An 18,003-nucleotide genomic window follows, 5' to 3' on the forward strand; every position below is an offset into this window, starting at 1 on the left:
TTTTCATTACCTTTGCACTCGTTTTTAAATTCACTGATGAAAAAGAAATCAACTACTGGTTTTTGGGAATTTGTCGCTGGAATTGTACTTCGAAACCGAATTACAATTTTGGTGGTTATCTTTTTGCTCACTGTTTTCCTTGCCTTTCAATGGAGAAATGTTGGGATGACTTATAACGAAGCCAATCTTTTACCTAAAAATCATCCTGCCAATAAAGACTATACCCAATTTTTAAACACCTTTGGCGAAGAAGGAAACTTGGTCGTTATTGGAGTTAAAGACAATGCTTTTTTTACTCCAAAAGCCTATGCCGCTTGGAACGAAATGATGTCTTCATTAAAAAAGCACAAAGAAGTTGAGCTTATCGTTTCTATAAACGATTTGAAAAAACTTCAAAAAGATACCATCAACGAAAAATTTGAATTGGTACCGCTTATTGATCAAAAGCAAACTCAAAACCAAGCGTATTTGTCTGAAATCAAACGACAACTTTTTAACGATTTGCCGTTTTATGAAGGGTTGTTATTCAATAAAAAATCGGGTAGTATTCGTGGTGCCTTGTACATCAATAAAAAAGTGGTGAATTCACCCATTCGAAAAGCGTTTATTTTGAATGTTTTGGTTCCTGAAATCACGAAATTTGAAGATGCTACTAAAATAGACTTGAAGGTTTCAGGTATGCCTTACATCAGAACCATCAACACCGAAAACATGAAAGGTGAGATCGGATTGTTTATTGGTGCCGCATTATTCATCACTTCATTGATTTTCTTCTTGTTCTTCCGTTCGTTTAGAGCTACTTTTATATCGATTTGTATCTTAATCTTTGGTGTAATGTGGTCGTTCGGAACTTTGGGATTATTCCATTATAAAATCACCATTTTAACCGCTATTATTCCGCCATTAATCATCGTAATCGGAATTACCAATTGTATTTTCCTCATCAATAAATACCAACAAGAAATTAAAAACCATAGCAATCAAGCTAAAGCTCTGCAACGTGTGATTTCTAAAATTGGCGTTTCTACTTTGATGACCAACATGACTACGGCTATTGGTTTTGCTACCTTCATGATTACTGGGAATGATTTGTTGTATGAATTTGGATTGGTAACTTCCATCAATGTGATCACGGTGTACTTACTTACTTTGGTTGTAGTGCCTATAGTATATAGTTTTATGGCAGTGCCAAAGGAAAAACATTTGAAACATTTGAACAAAAACTACCTTTCATCCATTCTAAATTCGGTTGAAAACATTGTTCGATACAAACGAAATACCATTTACATCATTTACGGATTACTATTGGTTTTCAGCGTTATTGGTGTTTCACAAATGAAAGTTTCTGGAAGTTTGATTGGCGAAATGCCTAAAAGTGCTTCGTTCTTTAAAGACATTTTATTTTTCGAGAAAGAATTCAACGGTGTACAACCTTTGGAAATCATGATCAATACCAAACGGAAAAAAGGAGTTATGAAATCGTCTACCATCAGAAAAATGGACGAATTGCAGCAAACCATCGACAGTATTCCTGAACTTTCTAAACCCGTTTCGATTGTGAATTTGGTAAAATATTCGAAACAAGCTTATTACAATGGCAATCCCGAGTATTATGAATTACCTACTTCGCAAGAACAAGCTTTCATCTTAGGGTATGCCAAAAATGCCACCAAAAATTCGAAAGAAAACTTGATGAAGAGTTACGTAGATTCTACTGGGCAGTATGCTCGAATCACTACGTTTATGAAAGATATCGGCACCGAAGAAATGGCTAAAGTTGAAGGTAAGTTACACCAACGAATCCATCAGATTTTCCCAAGCGATCGATTTGAAGTAAAACTAACCGGAAAAGCGCTAGTGTTTCAAAAAGGAACATCCTATTTGGTTGACAATCTGATCGAATCATTAATATTTGCCATCCTTTTAATTGCTGGATTGATGGCGTATATGTTCCGTTCTTGGAAAATGATTTTTGCTTCGGTGGTTACCAATATTTTACCGCTTTGCATCACCTCTGGATTGATGGGGTATTTCGGAATTCCGTTAAAACCATCAACTATTTTGGTATTTAGTATCGCCTTTGGAATTTCGGTTGACAACGCTATTCAATTCATGGCCAAATACCGTCACGATTTGATTCATAATAAAGGTAAAATTAAAAAATCGGTCGTTAGTGCTTTGCATGAAACAGGAGTAAGTACCTTCTATACTTCCATCGTTTTAATTTTTGGATTTGCTATTTTCACTTTATCTAGCTTTAGCGGAACCATTGCTTTAGGAGGATTAATATCTGTAACGTTAACTTTTGCCATGTTTGCTAACTTATTGGTATTACCAGCATTAGTTTTAACCACCGAAAAATGGAGTGGAAAAAGCGATGTTATTGACGAACCAGCACTAAAAATTCTTCGTTCACCAGTGGAAGAGGAAGAAGAAACTGAAGAAGAAAAATAAAATTAATTTATATTTGTAATACGATTTCACTTGTTATTTCAACAATCTAAAAATCGAATGATCTAAAAATCTATAAAATGAAACATACCAAAGTTAAAGACTTACTGAACAGCGCTAAAGCAAATTATGAAGTAAATGCCAAAGGTTGGGTTAGAACTTTTAGAAACAATCAATTTATTGCGTTGAACGACGGTTCGACTATTAATAATATTCAATGTGTGGTGGATTTTGAAAACACCCCTGAAGAAACATTAAAAAGAATTACCACTGGTGCTGCCGTTTCAGTAATTGGCGAATTAGTTGAAAGCAAAGGTGCTGGTCAAAAATACGAAATCCAAGTTACTAAATTAGAGATTTTGGGTGATTCGGATGCAGAAAAATTCCCAATGCAACCCAAAAAACATTCGTTGGAATTCTTGCGTGAAAATGCACATTTAAGAGTTAGAACGAATGCATTCGGAGCCATTATGCGTGTTCGTTCGGTATTGGCTCATGCAGTTCATACTTATTTTCAAGAAAAAGGTTTTGTGTATGTAAATACGCCAATCATTACCGGTTCGGATGCTGAAGGTGCTGGTGAAATGTTTAAAGTTACCGCTTTACCATTCGACAACACCCCAAGAACCGAAGACGGAAAAGTAAATTATAAAGAAGATTTCTTCGGAAAAGAAACCAACTTAACCGTTTCTGGACAATTGGAAGGCGAAACGTTTGCTATGGCTTTGGGTCAGATTTATACGTTCGGACCAACTTTTCGTGCTGAAAATTCAAATACTTCGCGTCACTTGGCGGAATTTTGGATGATTGAACCCGAAGTAGCGTTCAATGACTTGAATGACAATATGGATTTGGCAGAAGATTTTATCCAATACGTCATTAAATATACGATGGAGAAATGTCCAGATGATTTGAAATTCTTAGAAGGCCGTTTGTTGGAGGAAGAGAAATCAAAACCACAAGCAGACAGAAGCGAAATGGCATTGTTAGAGAAATTGAACTTCGTGTTAGAAAACAATTTCAAACGTGTTTCCTACACGGAAGCTATTGATATTTTAAGAGATTCTACACCAAATAAAAAGAAAAAATTCAATTACATCATCAACGAATGGGGTGCTGACTTACAATCGGAACACGAACGTTATTTGGTTGAAAAACACTTCAAATGTCCAGTAATCTTATTTGATTATCCAGCGAACATCAAAGCGTTTTACATGCGTTTGAATGAAGATGGAAAAACCGTTCGTGCGATGGACATCCTTTTCCCTGGAATTGGAGAAATCGTTGGTGGTTCTCAAAGAGAAGAGCGTTACGACGTTTTGGTTGAAAAAATGAAAGCGTTAGGTATTGACGAAGAAGAATTGTGGTGGTATTTAGATACTAGAAGATTTGGTTCGGCAGTGCACTCGGGCTTCGGATTAGGATTTGAACGATTGGTATTGTTTGTAACCGGAATGACAAACATTAGAGACGTAATTCCGTTTCCAAGAACGCCACAGAATGCAGAGTTTTAATTTTAAGTTTCTTAGTTCCTCAGTTTCTGAGTTGCTAAGGTTTAAAATATTTTTATTAATTTAAAATCATAAAGAGAAACTCAGAATCTTAGTTACTCAGTTACTTAGCAACTATAAAAAATGTTAAAGCAAAACTTACAATTCAAATTATCTCAAAAATTATCTCCTCAACAAATTCAGTTGATGAAGTTGATTCAGTTGCCTACGTTGGCATTTGAGCAACGCTTGTTGGAAGAAATGAACGAGAACCCAGCACTAGAATCGGGTAAAGATGAGGAAGAAGTTTATGAAAAAGACGAGTTTGACAACAATGATGAATACGATGATTATGAAGGAAGCGACAATATTGAAGCTGACGACATCAATATCGATGAATATTTAAGTAACGACGAAACGCCTGATTACAAATTACAAGCCAACAATTATAGTGATGACGATAACGATCGCGAAAGTCCGTTTGCTTCTCCAGTAAGTTTCCATCAAGATTTAATCAATCAGTTGAATACGTTTATTTTGAACGATACCGATAGAGAAATTGCAGAATTTCTTGTGGGAAGCATTGACGACATGGGGTATATCCGCAGAACCATACAAGATATCGTAGATGATATGGCCTTTACGCAAGGGATTTATACCGACGAAAAAAACGTAGAACGCATCTTGCATGTCATTCACGAATTGGAACCTTCTGGTGTGGGTGCACGCGACTTACAAGAGTGTTTGTTGTTGCAATTGAAGCATAAAACACCCACAGAATCGGTTGATTTAGCTACCAATATTATCGAAACGCAATTTGATGCGTTCACTAAAAAACATTACGATAAGTTACTTCAGAAATACAATATCTCACAAGATGTATTGAAAAAAGCCATTCACGAAATTGAAAAACTGAACCCCAAACCAGGTGGTTCGTTTACCGGAAATAATAAAGTGACTGAGAACATCATTCCTGATTTTGCCATTCGAATTAATGATGGTGAATTGGAATTGACGTTGAATGGCAGAAATGCACCCTCATTGCACGTTTCTAAAGATTACCAAGAAATGATGCAAACCTATAAGGATTCGAGAGATAAATCGAATTCGCAGAAAGATGCGGTGCAGTTTATCAAACAAAAATTGGATTCTGCCAAATGGTTTATTGACGCTATTAAACAACGTCAAGAAACCCTTTTTGTAACCATGAATGCGATTATGCATTTTCAGCAAGAGTATTTTCTAGATGGCGAAGAAACCAGTTTGAAACCCATGATTTTGAAAGACATTGCCGATATGGTTGGCTTGGACATTTCAACTGTTTCTCGAGTTGCCAATAGCAAATATGTAGACACGCCTTATGGTACTAAATTGATTAAGGAATTCTTCTCGGAAGCGATGAAAAACGACCAAGGTGAAGACGTTTCCACACTTGAAATCAAGAAGATTTTACAAAACGTTATTGAAGCCGAAGACAAACACAAACCTTTACCCGACGACCAATTGGCCGAAATTTTAAAAGAAAAAGGCTACCCAATTGCCCGAAGAACGATTGCTAAATACCGTGAGCAATTGGACATTCCGGTAGCTCGAATGCGAAAAAAAATATAAAAAAGACGAACATTGTGTTCGTTTTTTTTATATCCATAAGGATAATGATAATTCCATCTATTTACTATATTTGTTTTTAAATCCACCGCATTGAAAAAGATTCTTCCTTTTTTTTCCTACCTCTTCCATCCTATTTTCATCCCAATAGTAGGAACTGTTTTTTACATTCTTTTTAGTGAAAATTATTATGCTAAAGAACAATATTTTCTGTTGTTATTTCAGGTAATAATCATTACTTTTTTTCTTCCGTTAGCATTTTTTTACTTATTAAGAACCTTTGGAAAGGTCGATACCATAATGCTTTCGGAAGTTTCACAACGTAAAATTCCGTTATTGATGCAAATTGCATTAACGGGTATTCTCATCAGCAAAAGTGTAACTGTAGAACGATTTGAGGAATTATTTTTCTTTTTTCTAGGCGGAATTGTTAGTACAATAATTGCATTCGGATTGTTGTATGCTAATCTCAAAGCCAGCATTCACATGATTGCCTTAAGCGCATTAACGTTCTTTGTGATTGGCATGAGCATGCATCACGAATTGAACATTATTTACACTATAGCTACGTTATTTATCATTAGTGGAATTGTAGCCTCTTCACGATTAGCTATGAAAGCACACACTATGCAAGAACTACTGATTGGATACCTCGCTGGAATGCTTCCGCAAATTGTCTTATTTTGGTTTTGGTTATAGAATATAGAATTGCAACCCTAAAGTAAAAAAATTCATTTTATTACGTTGCCCATTTACTTCGGTAGTTTTATAAATAGGATTCAAACCAAAATACACATACACATTCAAAGTATTCCAGCCCGATGAAATATAACATCCGTATTGTAGTTTATTGAGATTGGGATCGTGTTTTAAAATAGTAGTTCCCAAATCGTTTTCAAATTTATATTTATCTGCAATCAAATAACTCAACTTGAAACCGGTATAAATTCGCCAAAATTTATGACTTTCATAGGTAGAATTTCGCCATCTTACTTCAATTGGGAAATCTAAATATTGGGTAGTCAATCTGTTTTTTGTAAAATAAATATCCGAAGAAATAATTTCGTAAACACGTGTCGAATTGGCATCGGAAGTCGTGTAAGTATATAAATTATCATTAAGAATATTGATGCTATACCCCAAACCAGCCGCTATCGAAAAAGTCCTATTTTTATTGATAGGCATATCTCTTAAAATTCCGAAACCTAAACTTGGAGAAATTTTGTTTTGTCTTAATCCGCTTGGTGTTTTCTGCGTATTAATAAAAGAAGTATTGATATAAAATTGGTCTTCACGATACAACGAATCGACTACTTTCTTTTCTGCAACCTCCTCTTGGGCAGAAGCACCAAAAAAAACGAACAATACTAGAAGAGAAAAGTAATATCGCATTATCAAGAATTTAGCAGAGAGGATGAGATTCGAACATTCTCTTTAATTAATTTAATAAAAATTTAAAAAAACATTTTTGTATGAGGATGGGATTCGAACATTCTCTTTAATTAATTTTTTGTAAAAATTAAAAAAACATTTTTTGCAGAGAGGATGGGATTCGAACCCACGATACAGTTACCCATATACAAACTTTCCAGGCTTGCTCCTTCAACCACTCGGACACCTCTCTAATTGTAGTGCAAATAACCACAAAATTTAGCAAATATCAAAGCTTATTGCATCTCACCTCGTAAAGAAGTTTCAAATATGGTTTTAAATACGTTGGGCGCTACCTTTTGACCTAACAAATACATCAATTTGGTTATCGCTGCTTCCGTAGTGATGTCTTTACCCGAAATCACTCCGATCTTTTTTAATTGGGTACTGGTTTCGTATTGTCCCATATTCACACTTCCGCCCGAACATTGGGTAACATTAATAATGTACAAACCACTTTTGATGGCTTTCTTCAAAATTTGGATAAACCAATCCTCGGTTGGCGCATTTCCAGAACCATACGTTTCTAAAACAATGCCTTTTAAATTCGGAATAGCAATCAAAGCGGTCAACACCAATTCGTTGATGCCAGGAAACATTTTTACCACCACTACATGATCGTCTAATTCTTTATGAACGACAAACTTCTTAGTGGATTTAGGGAATAAAAAACTAGAATTTACATTCAAATGCACACCCGATTCTGCTAAAGAAGCGTAGTTGGGCGATGTAAAAGCATTGAAATGTTCGGCGTTGATTTTGGTAGTACGATTACCCCGATACAATTTGTATTCAAAATACAAACATACTTCGTGAATAACTGGCTTGCCTTTCTGTTGCAACGAAGCAATTTGAATCGCTGTAATTAAATTTTCTTTAGCATCCGTACGCAAATCGCCAATAGGCAATTGTGACCCAGTAAACACAACAGGTTTTGCTAGATTTTCCAACATGAAACTCAATGCCGATGCCGAATACGACATGGTATCCGAACCGTGAAGCACTACAAACCCATCAAAATTGGCATAATTTTCTTCGATAATTGTAGCGATTTGAACCCATTTTTCAGGATTCATATTAGACGAATCTATGGGTTTTTCAAAAGAAAAGGTTTGGATATCACAATCCAATTGCTTGATTTCCGGAATTTTTTGCAATAACTTTTTGAAGTTGAATGCCTTTAAAGCACCAGTCTCAAAATCTTTCATCATACCGATAGTTCCACCAGTATAAATGAGCAATATGTTAGGTTTAGATTGCATTTTCGTATTTCGACTTATTGACCACTGGATTGGCATACATCGCTAAAAATCCGTCCATCATTATCGGATTAGAAACGTCTATTTTCATTTCTAAACGACGTTCGAATAATGATTTTTCATCTTCGGTATACTGATTACTGTATTGGTTGGTTTTGTGCAGTAAATCATAAGCAATATAATTGGTAGGCCACAATTTATACGATTGTAATATAGAATCGTCTATGGCTTGTGCCAAAGCTTGAATTTGTTTGTTATTATTATCATTTTCAGCTACAATGGCATCAATTTCTGAATCTAAAACATCACCAACATGAATGTGAATGCGTTTCTTCTGACCTATAATTCCGCTTAAAAGTGTAATAAAATCTTCGTTTTTCTCTTTGACATATATCTCAGCTTTAGCTTCTGCCATTAATTGCGGCATTTTTAAAGCATCCGTTGGATCGTATTCGTAGGAAATTGAAACCGGAACAATCTTAATCTTCTTAAAATAATCCATCAGATTTTTTTCGTCCGAACCCATTCCGAGCATTTTTAAAACTCCTGTGTGAGTGGCATCGTTTCCGTCTTTAGTTCGGCCTTCACGTTGCGCAATCCATACCGAACGATTTTCACGCAATAACAATTGTGCAATGTATTCGGCCATAAGTTTCGAACTTTGCAACAATTCACGTGGTGGCAAACCTCTTTGTACCAAAAAATTTCGGTTTAATTTTGACAATTTTAAGAGAAAATCTTTCTTGACCAAATTGTCGCCAATAGCCGATGCTGTCATCACTAAGCCATGATCAAACAAACACACATTAAGCAAAGACGTATCTAAAATAATATCTCTATGGTTGGAAATAAAAAGATACGATGTATTCTTTTCCAACTTCTCAAAACCCGATGTGGTCAATCCTTCCGACGATTTTTCGAGCACTTTCTGCACCGATTGGTAGATGAAATTGCATTGAAAATCGCGTATCGAATGCGTTCTTCTCAATTGCTCTTTCCATATTTCATCATCTACCTCTGGAAAGGTAAAATCCATTATGGCTTTCATCATTGGGTGATTTAAACACGAACGAATTCCCTCGTTTACTTCGGTATCATAATACGGTCGAATTGCATCAAACTTCTGCATTTTGGTTCTGATTTTTTAGAATAACAAATGAACAAAAAAAATATGACTTTTTGATTACTTTATGGTTAAATCCTAGAGTAGACTCTTGTCCATTTTACCACAAATTGCACAAATTATCACGAATTTTATCCGCTTTTTTTTGATTTGCATATTATTACATCACACAAATTTGTTTTAATTCGTGTAATTCGTGGCTAATTTTATATTTTGAAACTGGTTGTTTGTTTCCTATTAAATCCCAAAAATGGCTTTGGAATTTTTTGTAGTAATTCGTGCAATTTCTTCTATAGGAAGATTATAAATCTCGGCTAATTTTTGAGCTACCAATACCGTATAACTGCTTTCGTTTCGCTTGCCACGATGCGGCGCCGGTGCTAGATAAGGTGCATCGGTTTCTAAAACAATGTGTTGCAAATCGATTTCATGTAAAAACTGATCGATTTTTCCATTTTTAAAAGTAGCTACTCCGCCTATTCCGAGTTTTAATCCCAATGAAATAGCACGTTTCGCCTGCGCCAAATCGCCAGTGAAACAATGAAAAATTCCAAATAAATCAGCCGCTTTTTCGCTTTCCAACACTTCAAACGTTTCGTCAAATGCATCACGACAGTGAATGTTAATTCCTAATTTATGTTTTTTTGCTAATTGTATTTGATGCTGAAACGCCTGTTGCTGTTCTTTCAAAAACGTTTTATCCCAAAACAAATCAATCCCGATTTCACCAACAGCGTAGAACTTTCTTTTGGCAAATTGAGCTTCCACATGCGCCAATTCTTCCAGATAATTTTCCTTCACATAGCAGGGATGCAAGCCCATCATCAAAAAGATATTTTCAGGAAATAGTTGCTCCAAATCGTACATTTTTTGCGTATACGTCGAATCGATTGCCGGAATAAAAAATCGGGAAACGCCAGCATCAATAGCACGCAGAATCATTTCGCTACGATCGTCTTGAAACTGGGAAGAATATAAATGGGTGTGGGTATCGGTAAGAATCATTTTCAAATTTAAAAGGCAAAGTTACAAAGTTTATTTCCAATTTTTCTGTTACTTTTGAATTATGGAAGCCATGCAATCAATCCTCAAAAAAGAAGGATACAAAAAAATAAATTTTAAAGTTTCAAAAACGCAACATTTACTCGTAAAAGCCAGTATTAATGGGGTAAAAGGAAACTTTATTCTCGATACTGGAGCCAGTAATACGTGTGTTGGGTTTGAAAGCATCGAATTGTTTCAACTCACCGCCGGAAGCTCTAAAACCAAAGCGGCTGGTGCCGGTGCTACGGGCATGTTTACCCAAATTGCCAAAGACAATACCTTACAACTCGGTCGGTGGAAAGACACCGAATTTCACTTGGTAATTTTTGATTTATCGCATGTCAACGAAGCGTTGCAACAATATAAAGCCAAACCGGTTCAGGGTATTATTGGTGCCGATGTGTTGCTCCAAGGAAAAGCCATCATCGATTATTTCAACCATTGTGTGTATTTAAAATAGAAGCGAATGGCTTGGGCATTTTCTACAAACCCTATTCCTGCTGTCATTCCAAGCTTTTTCGTTTGATAAACGAAAAAGGCTTTTCCCTTCCATCAGGGCTAGCGTGTAATCGTATGGCCTAAATTATTTGTTCTTAAACGAAAAATAAGCAATCACCGTGCTGATTAACATTAAGGCTGCTCCCAAAACAAATGGTGCTCCAGCAAATTTAAACGGCGCTTCATTGTGTGTAAAATAGTAAAAAACACTCGACATTAAAGGCGGACCGATAATGGTAGAAGCACTCATCAAACTGGATAAGGTGCCTTGAATTTCGCCTTGTTCTGTAGCATCAACTTTGCTTGAAATAACGGCTTGCATCGCCGGACCGGCTATTCCGCCAAGGCAATACGGAATCAAAAACACAAATACCATCCAACTTTCCGTAGCCACTGCAAATAACGAAAGTCCCAAAGTATATAAGGCCAACCCCACATAAATACTCTTCTCATTTCCTAATCTCGGATTGATCCATCGTATCAAAACGCCTTGCACCAATCCGACTAAAAGTCCGATTACGCCCAAAGAAATCCCGACCATTTTTTCATCCCAACCAAATTGATACATCGTAAAATAACTCCAATTTCCTTGAATGGAATGGGAAGCAACGTATACTAAAAAAAGAGAAAACAGCAATCCATATAGCGCCGGACGCTTTCTCATGTTCATAAAAGCACCAATAGGATTGGCTCTTTTTAAATTGAAATTTCTCCTATTCTCTTGAGATAACGACTCGGGTAAAATAAAATAACCGTATAAGAAATTCAACATACACAATACCGCTGCAGCATAAAACGGAACTCGAGAACCGTAGTGCCCAAGAAACCCTCCCATAACCGGTCCGATGATGAATCCGAGTCCGAAAGCCGCACCAATCATCCCAAAATTTTTGGCTCTGTTTTCGGGTGTACTCACATCGGCAATATACGCCGAAGCTGTGGTTATACTAGCACCAGTTAATCCAGCTATAATCCTTCCAATAAAAAGCCAAGTTATCGTTGGCGCAAAAGCGAGCAACAAATAATCCATTGAAAAAGCAAAAAGCGAAATCAATATGATGGGACGCCGTCCAAATTTGTCACTCAAATTTCCAATTAACGGTGCAAAAAGAAATTGCGTAATTGCATACGCAAAAGTAAGCCAACCGCCATATTTAGCCGCTTCACTAATGTCACCATGAATCAATTCTTTGATCAATTTAGGAATCACCGGAATGATAATTCCCCATCCTGTGATATCAATTAACATCGTGATAAAAATAAATCCGATAGCAGCCGTTTTTTTATTCGTCGACATAATAATTAGTTTTTGGGCGTTACCACAAGGGTCGGGCTATACGTTCCAATCTTTTGTTTTAAATAAAAAACAAAAGTATTTCCACTGCTATCCCTAACGCAATGGTGCAAATAAACAAAAAATCCCGTTCAGTTTCCTAAACGGGATTTCAATATTTATTAAAACTTAATTTTACAATTCTAAAGCTTTCTTAGCATTGCCACCCATCAAAATTTCTTCTGGGTTTTCTAATGCTTCTTTTACGGCTACCAAGAATCCAACAGACTCACGTCCGTCAATGATTCTGTGATCATACGATAAAGCAACATACATCACTGGAGCAATAACGATTTGTCCGTTTTTAACAATAGCTCTGTCAACCACATTGTGCATTCCTAAAATACCCGATTGTGGCGGATTGATAATTGGCGTAGACAACATACTTCCAAAAACACCTCCATTAGAAATAGTGAATGTTCCTCCTGTCATTTCATCAACCGTAATTTGTCCGTCACGAGCACGAATAGCTAAGCGCTTGATTTCGGCTTCAACACCACGGAAAGATAATGTTTCTGCATTTCTCATTACAGGAACCATCAATCCTTTTGGACCCGAAACCGCTACTGAAATATCACAGAAATCATACGAAATTTTCTCTTGACCATCAATCATCGAGTTCACATCTGGAAATAATTGTAATGCTCTAGTCACTGCTTTAGTAAAGAACGACATGAAGCCTAAGCCTAATCCGTGTTTGTCTTTAAAAGCATCTTTATATTGCGCTCTCAAAGCATAAATAGCCGTCATGTCTACTTCATTGAATGTAGTCAACATAGCCGTTTCATTTTTAGCAGCAACCAATCTTTCGGCTACTTTACGACGCAACATGGATAATTTTGTTCGTTCAGAACCACGATTACCACTAGTTGGAGTTCCCATAGATGGCACTGCGTTTACCGCATCATCTTTAGTGATTCTTCCACCTTTTCCTGTTCCAACAACATCTGTTGGTTGGATGTTTTTCTCGTCTAATATTTTCTTAGCTGCTGGAGATGGCGCTTGCGTAGCATACGTTTTTTCTACTACTGGAGCTGCCTTAGGAGCTTCTACTTTTTTCTCTTCAACCTTAGGAGCTTCTGCTACTGGAGCAGCACCACTTGGTTTAGCTGCACTGGTGTCGATTAAACAAACGACCGCGCCAACCGCTACAGCATCACCTTCTTCTGCTTTAAGCGTAATAATTCCGCTAGCTTCTGCTGGTAATTCCAAAGTTGCTTTGTCTGAATCTACTTCAGCAATCGCTTGGTCTTTTTCTACATAATCGCCATCTTTTACTAACCACGTTGCGATTTCAACTTCTTTTATCGATTCGCCTGGTGAAGGCACTTTCATTTCTAAAATCATCCTTTTATAATTTTATAAGTGTGTTATTATCAATTATATCTTGTCAAAAATTTGACGTATTTTATCTTTTACTCTTTTTTTGTGTAATCTTTTTCAACAAAAAAATCCTTATCATAAAACATCCCATCTGTAAGAGTTTCAATTCGGTCTGAATTCTCACTTTTCAGTTTGTTGAATTTTTCCATTCCCTTTTCAATAGTATCTTTAATTTCATCAGCTTCTTTCTTTACTTCTTCTTCTGATGGTAGATACCGTTCACCTTTTTCTATTGATTTGAAAATTCGTTTTTTATATCTATCGTAGTTTTCTAGTTCTTTATTGAAAACTACTAATTTTACTCCTGCCTTGAATGCACCCATTTGAGGTCTGGAATCAATTATATAAGTTTTACCTGCTTCTAAAGAAGCTTCTACAAAATCGAAATTTTCAGACTTTGACCAAAAGACATGCTTACCTGGTTCGCATTCATAAACCATATATTTGCCATAATTGAACTTCCCTAAATATTTATCTCCATCAAAATATTTAAAATTAATTAAAAACCCTGTGGCATCATATCTTGTAAAATACACTAAAACTTTGCCTTCTTTTGGTGTTTCTATTTCTTGTCCAAAAGAAAATAGTGTTGCAAAGAGAAAGAATACTAGTAGCTTTTTCATAATAGATTTTAAAAACTATCTAAATAAATTTTTATCAAAAACCATTCGTATCGCATCGGCATGACGTCTTCTATCACGAGTGCTACTTCCTGCTGCTGGTGCGGCATACGCTTTAAGTGATGCCAATCTCCATTTAACTAAATCGAAATTCATCAACATATAGCTGTAAGCACCCATGTTTTTAGGTTCTTCTTGAGCCCAAACGTAATCGTCGGCATTGGGATAACTAGCAATAATGTCTTTCAATTGAGCCACTGGCAACGGAAACAACTGCTCGATACGCACCAAAGCTACATCATTGCGTTCTAATTTTTCTCTTTCGGCCAAGATATCATAGTAGAATTTACCGGTTACGAAAACCACAGTTTTTACTTTTTTCTTGTCTACCGATTTATCGTCAATCGTTTCTTGAAATTGTCCGTTGTATAATTCTTCTTGCGTTGACACGCACAATGGGTGACGCAACAAACTTTTCGGCGAGAATACCACCAAGGGTTTACGGAAATTGGTTTTCATTTGTCTGCGCAACAAGTGGAAGAAGTTGGCTGGCGTAGTACAATCGGCTACATACATATTATGACGAGCGCAAAGTTGTAAATAACGCTCCATTCTAGCCGATGAGTGTTCTGCACCTTGACCTTCATAGCCGTGAGGCAACAACATTACGATTCCGTTTTGGTTGTTCCATTTGTCTTCGCCACACGAAATGTATTGATCGATCATGATTTGGCAACCGTTAGAGAAATCTCCAAATTGTGCTTCCCAAATGGTTAGAGTTTTTGGCGATGCTAAAGCATACCCATAATCAAAACCTAACACACCATATTCGGACAATAGCGAATTGTAAATTTGAAATCTACCTTTGCTGTTTTTTAAAGTGTCTAAAAGAATTACTTCTTCTTCGCTATCTTCTACTTTTACTACCGCATGACGGTGTGAAAACGTTCCTCTTTCCACATCTTGTCCTGAAACACGAACATCGTATCCTTCTGTTAAAAGTGACCCGTAAGCCAGCGTTTCTGCCGTTCCCCAATCGATAACATTGTTATCATACATGGTTTTTCTATCGGTAACAATTTTAGATATTTTATTGATGAATTTTTTATCCGATGGTAAAGTAGAAACCACTTCGATAATTTCATCTAATTGTTTTTTATCGAATTTAGTATCGACTTTTTGCAGCATCACATCGTCTGAAACTTGTTCGAAACCACTCCATTCATCTTGCATAAATGGTTTGATAATGGTTAAACTTTTCTTACGTGACGCTTCCAAATTTTGATCTAAATCGGCTTTGTAATCGTTTTCAATTTGAGTCAAATAGGCCGCATCTACAATCCCAGCAGTGATTAATTTCTCTGCATAAATTTCTCTTGGATTTTGATGCTTGGCGATAATTTTATATAAAACCGGTTGTGTAAAACGAGGCTCATCACCTTCGTTATGACCGTATTTTCTGTATCCTAATAAATCGATGAACACGTCTCTTCCAAATTCCATACGGAAATCTAAGGCAAAAAGCATCGCGTGAACCACTGCTTCGGCATCGTCGGCATTTACGTGAAGTACTGGCGACAAAGTAACTTTGGCCACATCAGTACAATAGGTTGACGAACGAGCATCTTGGTAATTGGTTGTAAATCCGACTTGATTGTTGATGACAATATGAATGGTTCCACCAGTTCTATAACCGTCCAATTGCGCCATTTGAACAATTTCGTATACAATTCCTTGACCTGCTACTGCCGCATCACCGTGAACGGCAATGGGTAACACTTTTGAGAAATCGTTTGGAAAATGACGGTCTTGTTTGGCACGTGCAATTCCTTCAATAACAGCTCCAACTGTTTCTAAATGCGAAGGATTGGGCGCTAAATTCAGGTTGATTTTTTTACCTGATGCAGTAGTTCTTTCAGAAGTTAATCCCAAATGGTATTTAACGTCTCCGTCAAAATATTCTTTATCGTAGTCTTTTCCGTCAAATTCGGAGAAGATATCTTGCGTGTTTTTCCCAAAAATATTAGCTAAAACATTCAAACGACCACGGTGTGCCATTCCCATTACGAAATGCTCTACTCCTTTTTCAGCAGCTGCTTCAATTACCGCGTCTAATGCCGGAATAATACTTTCGCCACCTTCAAGAGAGAAACGTTTTTGACCTACATATTTCGTGTGAAGGAAATTTTCGAATGAAACCGCTTCATTTAATTTTCCTAAAATGTGTTTCTTTTGATCGGCATCAAATTTAGGAAGATTGTCGTTGATGTTAATTCTATTTTGAATCCACTGAATGACTTCAGGTTTTCTCATGTACATGTATTCGATACCAATGTGTTGGCAATACACGTTTTTAAGATGCGTAATAATATCTTTTAATGTCGATGGTTGGTGTCCTAATACTTTAGCAGCATCAAAAACCGTATTCAAATCGGCATCCGAAAGTCCGAAATTCACTAAGTCTAAATTCGGCTCATAGGTTCTTCTATCGCGAACTGGATTGGTTTCTGTAAAAAGGTGTCCACGAGTGCGGTAGCCGTCAATCAGTTTTAAAACATTAAATTCTTTTTGAAGTTTTTCAGAAATTGCTCCGTTATCAGATGAAGTTGCAGCATAATTAGCCAATTGGGCTCCAGCATTTTCTTCATTATACGTCTCCATTCCAAAGTCGAAACCCTGAAAAAAAGCTCTCCAGCTTGGCTCAACAGCGTCTGGATTTTGAGTATATTGTTCGTATAAATCGGCAAAAAATTGAGTATGTGCTGCGTTTAAAAAGGAAAACCTATCCATATTTATATATATAAGTACTCTTGTAGTTAAAAAATTACTGCAAAAGTAAAATATTTATAACAATCTTTCAATGTTTTTGCTACATTTATATCGCTAAATAAATATATACATTGGTATGAAAACGAATTCTATAAAAAATTTAACAAAAACACTATCCATTTTGTTTTTTATTGGTTTAAGTTTTGGAGTTTATGGACAGGAAGGCACTCAAAAACAACAAAAAAGCGATTTTTGGGAGCACGTTCAATTTGGTGGTGGATTGGGTTTGAGCATTGGTTCTGGTTTCACTGACGTAACCGTGGCTCCGAGTGCGATTTACAACTTTAACCGCTATGTTTCTATGGGTGTTGGACTACAAGGAAGTTTTGTTTCACAACGAGATTATTACACTTCTGCTATTTATGGGGCTAATTTTATCACACTTTTCAATCCAATTGAAGAAGCACAAATTTCATTAGAGCTGGAACAAGTGCGTGTGAACTCGACCTTACAAATGGTTGGCGGACCCAACTTAAAAGATAACTTTTGGAATACGGGTTTGTATGTAGGCGCTGGTTACCGCATGGATAACGTAACGGTTGGTCTTCGATACAACCTTCTTTTTGATAAAGACAAAAGCGTTTATAGTGATGCTTTGATGCCGTTTATTAGAGTATATTTCTAATGCCTAATTGAACACTAAGGTTCTATTAGCTTTGTAACTTCATTGCGTTAAAATGACTCCATTTATTGGCCAAAATCTTATAACAAGGAATTCTGTTTGTTTAGCCAAAAACAAAATTATACTCGAACGGATAATAATAAAATTATAAATGTCATAATTATTACCGACGATTTAATCACCAAGAAGATTTTGTAACCAAAAAACTTAGTTATCCTTTTATAAGGTTTATGGATTTAAACTAATATGAATAGCCTACTCTTTTTTTTAAAAACTTCCTTTTTATAGGTAATTAATAGTTTTTTTTTTAAA

Annotated in this window: 14 protein-coding genes and 1 tRNA gene; 6 read left to right on the top strand and 9 right to left on the bottom strand. The window is 36.2% G+C overall.

Annotated features, from left to right (window positions below; translation table 11 throughout):
• Positions 1-36 precede the first annotated feature (36 nt).
• The 4 genes from ACODSI_RS11705 (at position 37) to ACODSI_RS11720 (ending at position 6,248) form a co-directional block, all read left to right on the top strand.
• The gene (locus tag ACODSI_RS11705) at positions 37-2,454 is read left to right on the top strand and encodes an efflux RND transporter permease subunit (RefSeq protein ID WP_488917037.1); all 2,418 of its coding nucleotides are present in this window, start codon (positions 37-39) and stop codon (positions 2,452-2,454) included.
• A gap of 77 nt (positions 2,455-2,531) precedes the next feature.
• On the top strand, positions 2,532-3,965 hold the full coding sequence (asnS, locus tag ACODSI_RS11710; RefSeq protein ID WP_488917038.1) for an asparagine--tRNA ligase: 1,434 nt from the start codon (positions 2,532-2,534) through the stop codon (positions 3,963-3,965).
• Positions 3,966-4,085: 120 nt separating this feature from the next.
• Complete coding sequence (gene rpoN, locus ACODSI_RS11715; protein ID WP_488917039.1) at positions 4,086-5,552, top strand: RNA polymerase factor sigma-54; 1,467 nt, start codon at positions 4,086-4,088, stop codon at positions 5,550-5,552.
• Positions 5,553-5,642: 90 nt separating this feature from the next.
• Complete coding sequence (locus ACODSI_RS11720) at positions 5,643-6,248, top strand: hypothetical protein (protein WP_488917040.1); 606 nt, start codon at positions 5,643-5,645, stop codon at positions 6,246-6,248.
• Here ACODSI_RS11720 and ACODSI_RS11725 read toward each other — a convergent pair.
• From ACODSI_RS11725 to ACODSI_RS11745, 5 genes are all read right to left on the bottom strand, one after another.
• Positions 6,243-6,941, bottom strand: a complete 699-nt coding sequence (locus tag ACODSI_RS11725; RefSeq protein ID WP_488917041.1) for an outer membrane beta-barrel protein — start codon at positions 6,939-6,941, stop codon at positions 6,243-6,245. The two genes, ACODSI_RS11720 and ACODSI_RS11725, sit on opposite strands and share 6 nt — an antisense overlap.
• 145 nt (positions 6,942-7,086) lie before the next feature.
• A tRNA-Ser gene (locus ACODSI_RS11730) sits at positions 7,087-7,173 on the bottom strand.
• Positions 7,174-7,216: 43 nt separating this feature from the next.
• Positions 7,217-8,242 (bottom strand): asparaginase, encoded by a 1,026-nt coding sequence (locus ACODSI_RS11735; RefSeq protein WP_488917042.1) that lies wholly within the window; start codon positions 8,240-8,242, stop codon positions 7,217-7,219.
• Complete coding sequence (locus ACODSI_RS11740) at positions 8,232-9,368, bottom strand: 1-acyl-sn-glycerol-3-phosphate acyltransferase (protein ID WP_488917043.1); 1,137 nt, start codon at positions 9,366-9,368, stop codon at positions 8,232-8,234. Before ACODSI_RS11740 ends, ACODSI_RS11735 begins: the two co-directional genes overlap by 11 nt.
• A 231-nt stretch (positions 9,369-9,599) precedes the next feature.
• Entirely contained in the window at positions 9,600-10,367 is a 768-nt protein-coding gene (locus ACODSI_RS11745) for a TatD family hydrolase (protein ID WP_488917044.1), read from the bottom strand.
• Positions 10,368-10,428: 61 nt separating this feature from the next.
• Here ACODSI_RS11745 and ACODSI_RS11750 point away from each other — a divergent pair, with 61 nt between their 5' ends.
• Complete coding sequence (locus tag ACODSI_RS11750; protein WP_488917045.1) at positions 10,429-10,866, top strand: retropepsin-like aspartic protease; 438 nt, start codon at positions 10,429-10,431, stop codon at positions 10,864-10,866.
• Positions 10,867-10,989: 123 nt separating this feature from the next.
• On the opposite strand, the gene ACODSI_RS11755 is transcribed toward ACODSI_RS11750, so the two are convergent.
• From ACODSI_RS11755 to ACODSI_RS11770, 4 genes are all read right to left on the bottom strand, one after another.
• A complete protein-coding gene (locus ACODSI_RS11755) occupies positions 10,990-12,201 on the bottom strand; it encodes a TCR/Tet family MFS transporter (RefSeq protein ID WP_488917046.1) in 1,212 nt (403 codons plus the stop codon).
• Between the two features lie 171 nt (positions 12,202-12,372).
• On the bottom strand, positions 12,373-13,584 hold the full coding sequence (gene odhB, locus ACODSI_RS11760) for a 2-oxoglutarate dehydrogenase complex dihydrolipoyllysine-residue succinyltransferase (protein WP_488917047.1): 1,212 nt from the start codon (positions 13,582-13,584) through the stop codon (positions 12,373-12,375).
• Between the two features lie 68 nt (positions 13,585-13,652).
• On the bottom strand, positions 13,653-14,243 hold the full coding sequence (locus tag ACODSI_RS11765; protein WP_488917048.1) for a hypothetical protein: 591 nt from the start codon (positions 14,241-14,243) through the stop codon (positions 13,653-13,655).
• 15 nt (positions 14,244-14,258) lie between these two features.
• Positions 14,259-17,030: a 2-oxoglutarate dehydrogenase E1 component gene (locus ACODSI_RS11770; protein WP_488917049.1), complete on the bottom strand. Its 2,772-nt coding sequence runs from the start codon at positions 17,028-17,030 to the stop codon at positions 14,259-14,261.
• Positions 17,031-17,145: 115 nt separating this feature from the next.
• On the opposite strand from ACODSI_RS11770, the gene ACODSI_RS11775 reads away from it, so the two are divergent.
• Complete coding sequence (locus ACODSI_RS11775) at positions 17,146-17,694, top strand: hypothetical protein (protein ID WP_488917050.1); 549 nt, start codon at positions 17,146-17,148, stop codon at positions 17,692-17,694.
• The last annotated feature ends 309 nt before the right edge of the window (positions 17,695-18,003 follow it).

Source organism: Flavobacterium sp. FG139, assembly GCF_057809695.1.

Excerpts from the sequence above, each read along its gene's own strand:
- ACODSI_RS11765 (WP_488917048.1), bottom strand. The coding sequence starts at position 14,243 with ATGAAAAAGCTACTAGTATTCTTTCTCTTTGCAACACTATTTTCTTTT.
- ACODSI_RS11705 (WP_488917037.1), top strand. The coding sequence starts at position 37 with ATGAAAAAGAAATCAACTACTGGTTTTTGGGAATTTGTCGCTGGAATT.
- ACODSI_RS11740 (WP_488917043.1), bottom strand. The coding sequence starts at position 9,368 with ATGCAGAAGTTTGATGCAATTCGACCGTATTATGATACCGAAGTAAAC.
- ACODSI_RS11745 (WP_488917044.1), bottom strand. The coding sequence starts at position 10,367 with ATGATTCTTACCGATACCCACACCCATTTATATTCTTCCCAGTTTCAA.
- ACODSI_RS11755 (WP_488917046.1), bottom strand. The coding sequence starts at position 12,201 with ATGTCGACGAATAAAAAAACGGCTGCTATCGGATTTATTTTTATCACG.
- ACODSI_RS11770 (WP_488917049.1), bottom strand. The coding sequence starts at position 17,030 with ATGGATAGGTTTTCCTTTTTAAACGCAGCACATACTCAATTTTTTGCC.
- odhB (WP_488917047.1), bottom strand. The coding sequence starts at position 13,584 with ATGATTTTAGAAATGAAAGTGCCTTCACCAGGCGAATCGATAAAAGAA.
- ACODSI_RS11775 (WP_488917050.1), top strand. The coding sequence starts at position 17,146 with ATGAAAACGAATTCTATAAAAAATTTAACAAAAACACTATCCATTTTG.
- ACODSI_RS11725 (WP_488917041.1), bottom strand. The coding sequence starts at position 6,941 with ATGCGATATTACTTTTCTCTTCTAGTATTGTTCGTTTTTTTTGGTGCT.
- ACODSI_RS11750 (WP_488917045.1), top strand. The coding sequence starts at position 10,429 with ATGGAAGCCATGCAATCAATCCTCAAAAAAGAAGGATACAAAAAAATA.
- rpoN (WP_488917039.1), top strand. The coding sequence starts at position 4,086 with ATGTTAAAGCAAAACTTACAATTCAAATTATCTCAAAAATTATCTCCT.
- asnS (WP_488917038.1), top strand. The coding sequence starts at position 2,532 with ATGAAACATACCAAAGTTAAAGACTTACTGAACAGCGCTAAAGCAAAT.
- ACODSI_RS11735 (WP_488917042.1), bottom strand. The coding sequence starts at position 8,242 with ATGCAATCTAAACCTAACATATTGCTCATTTATACTGGTGGAACTATC.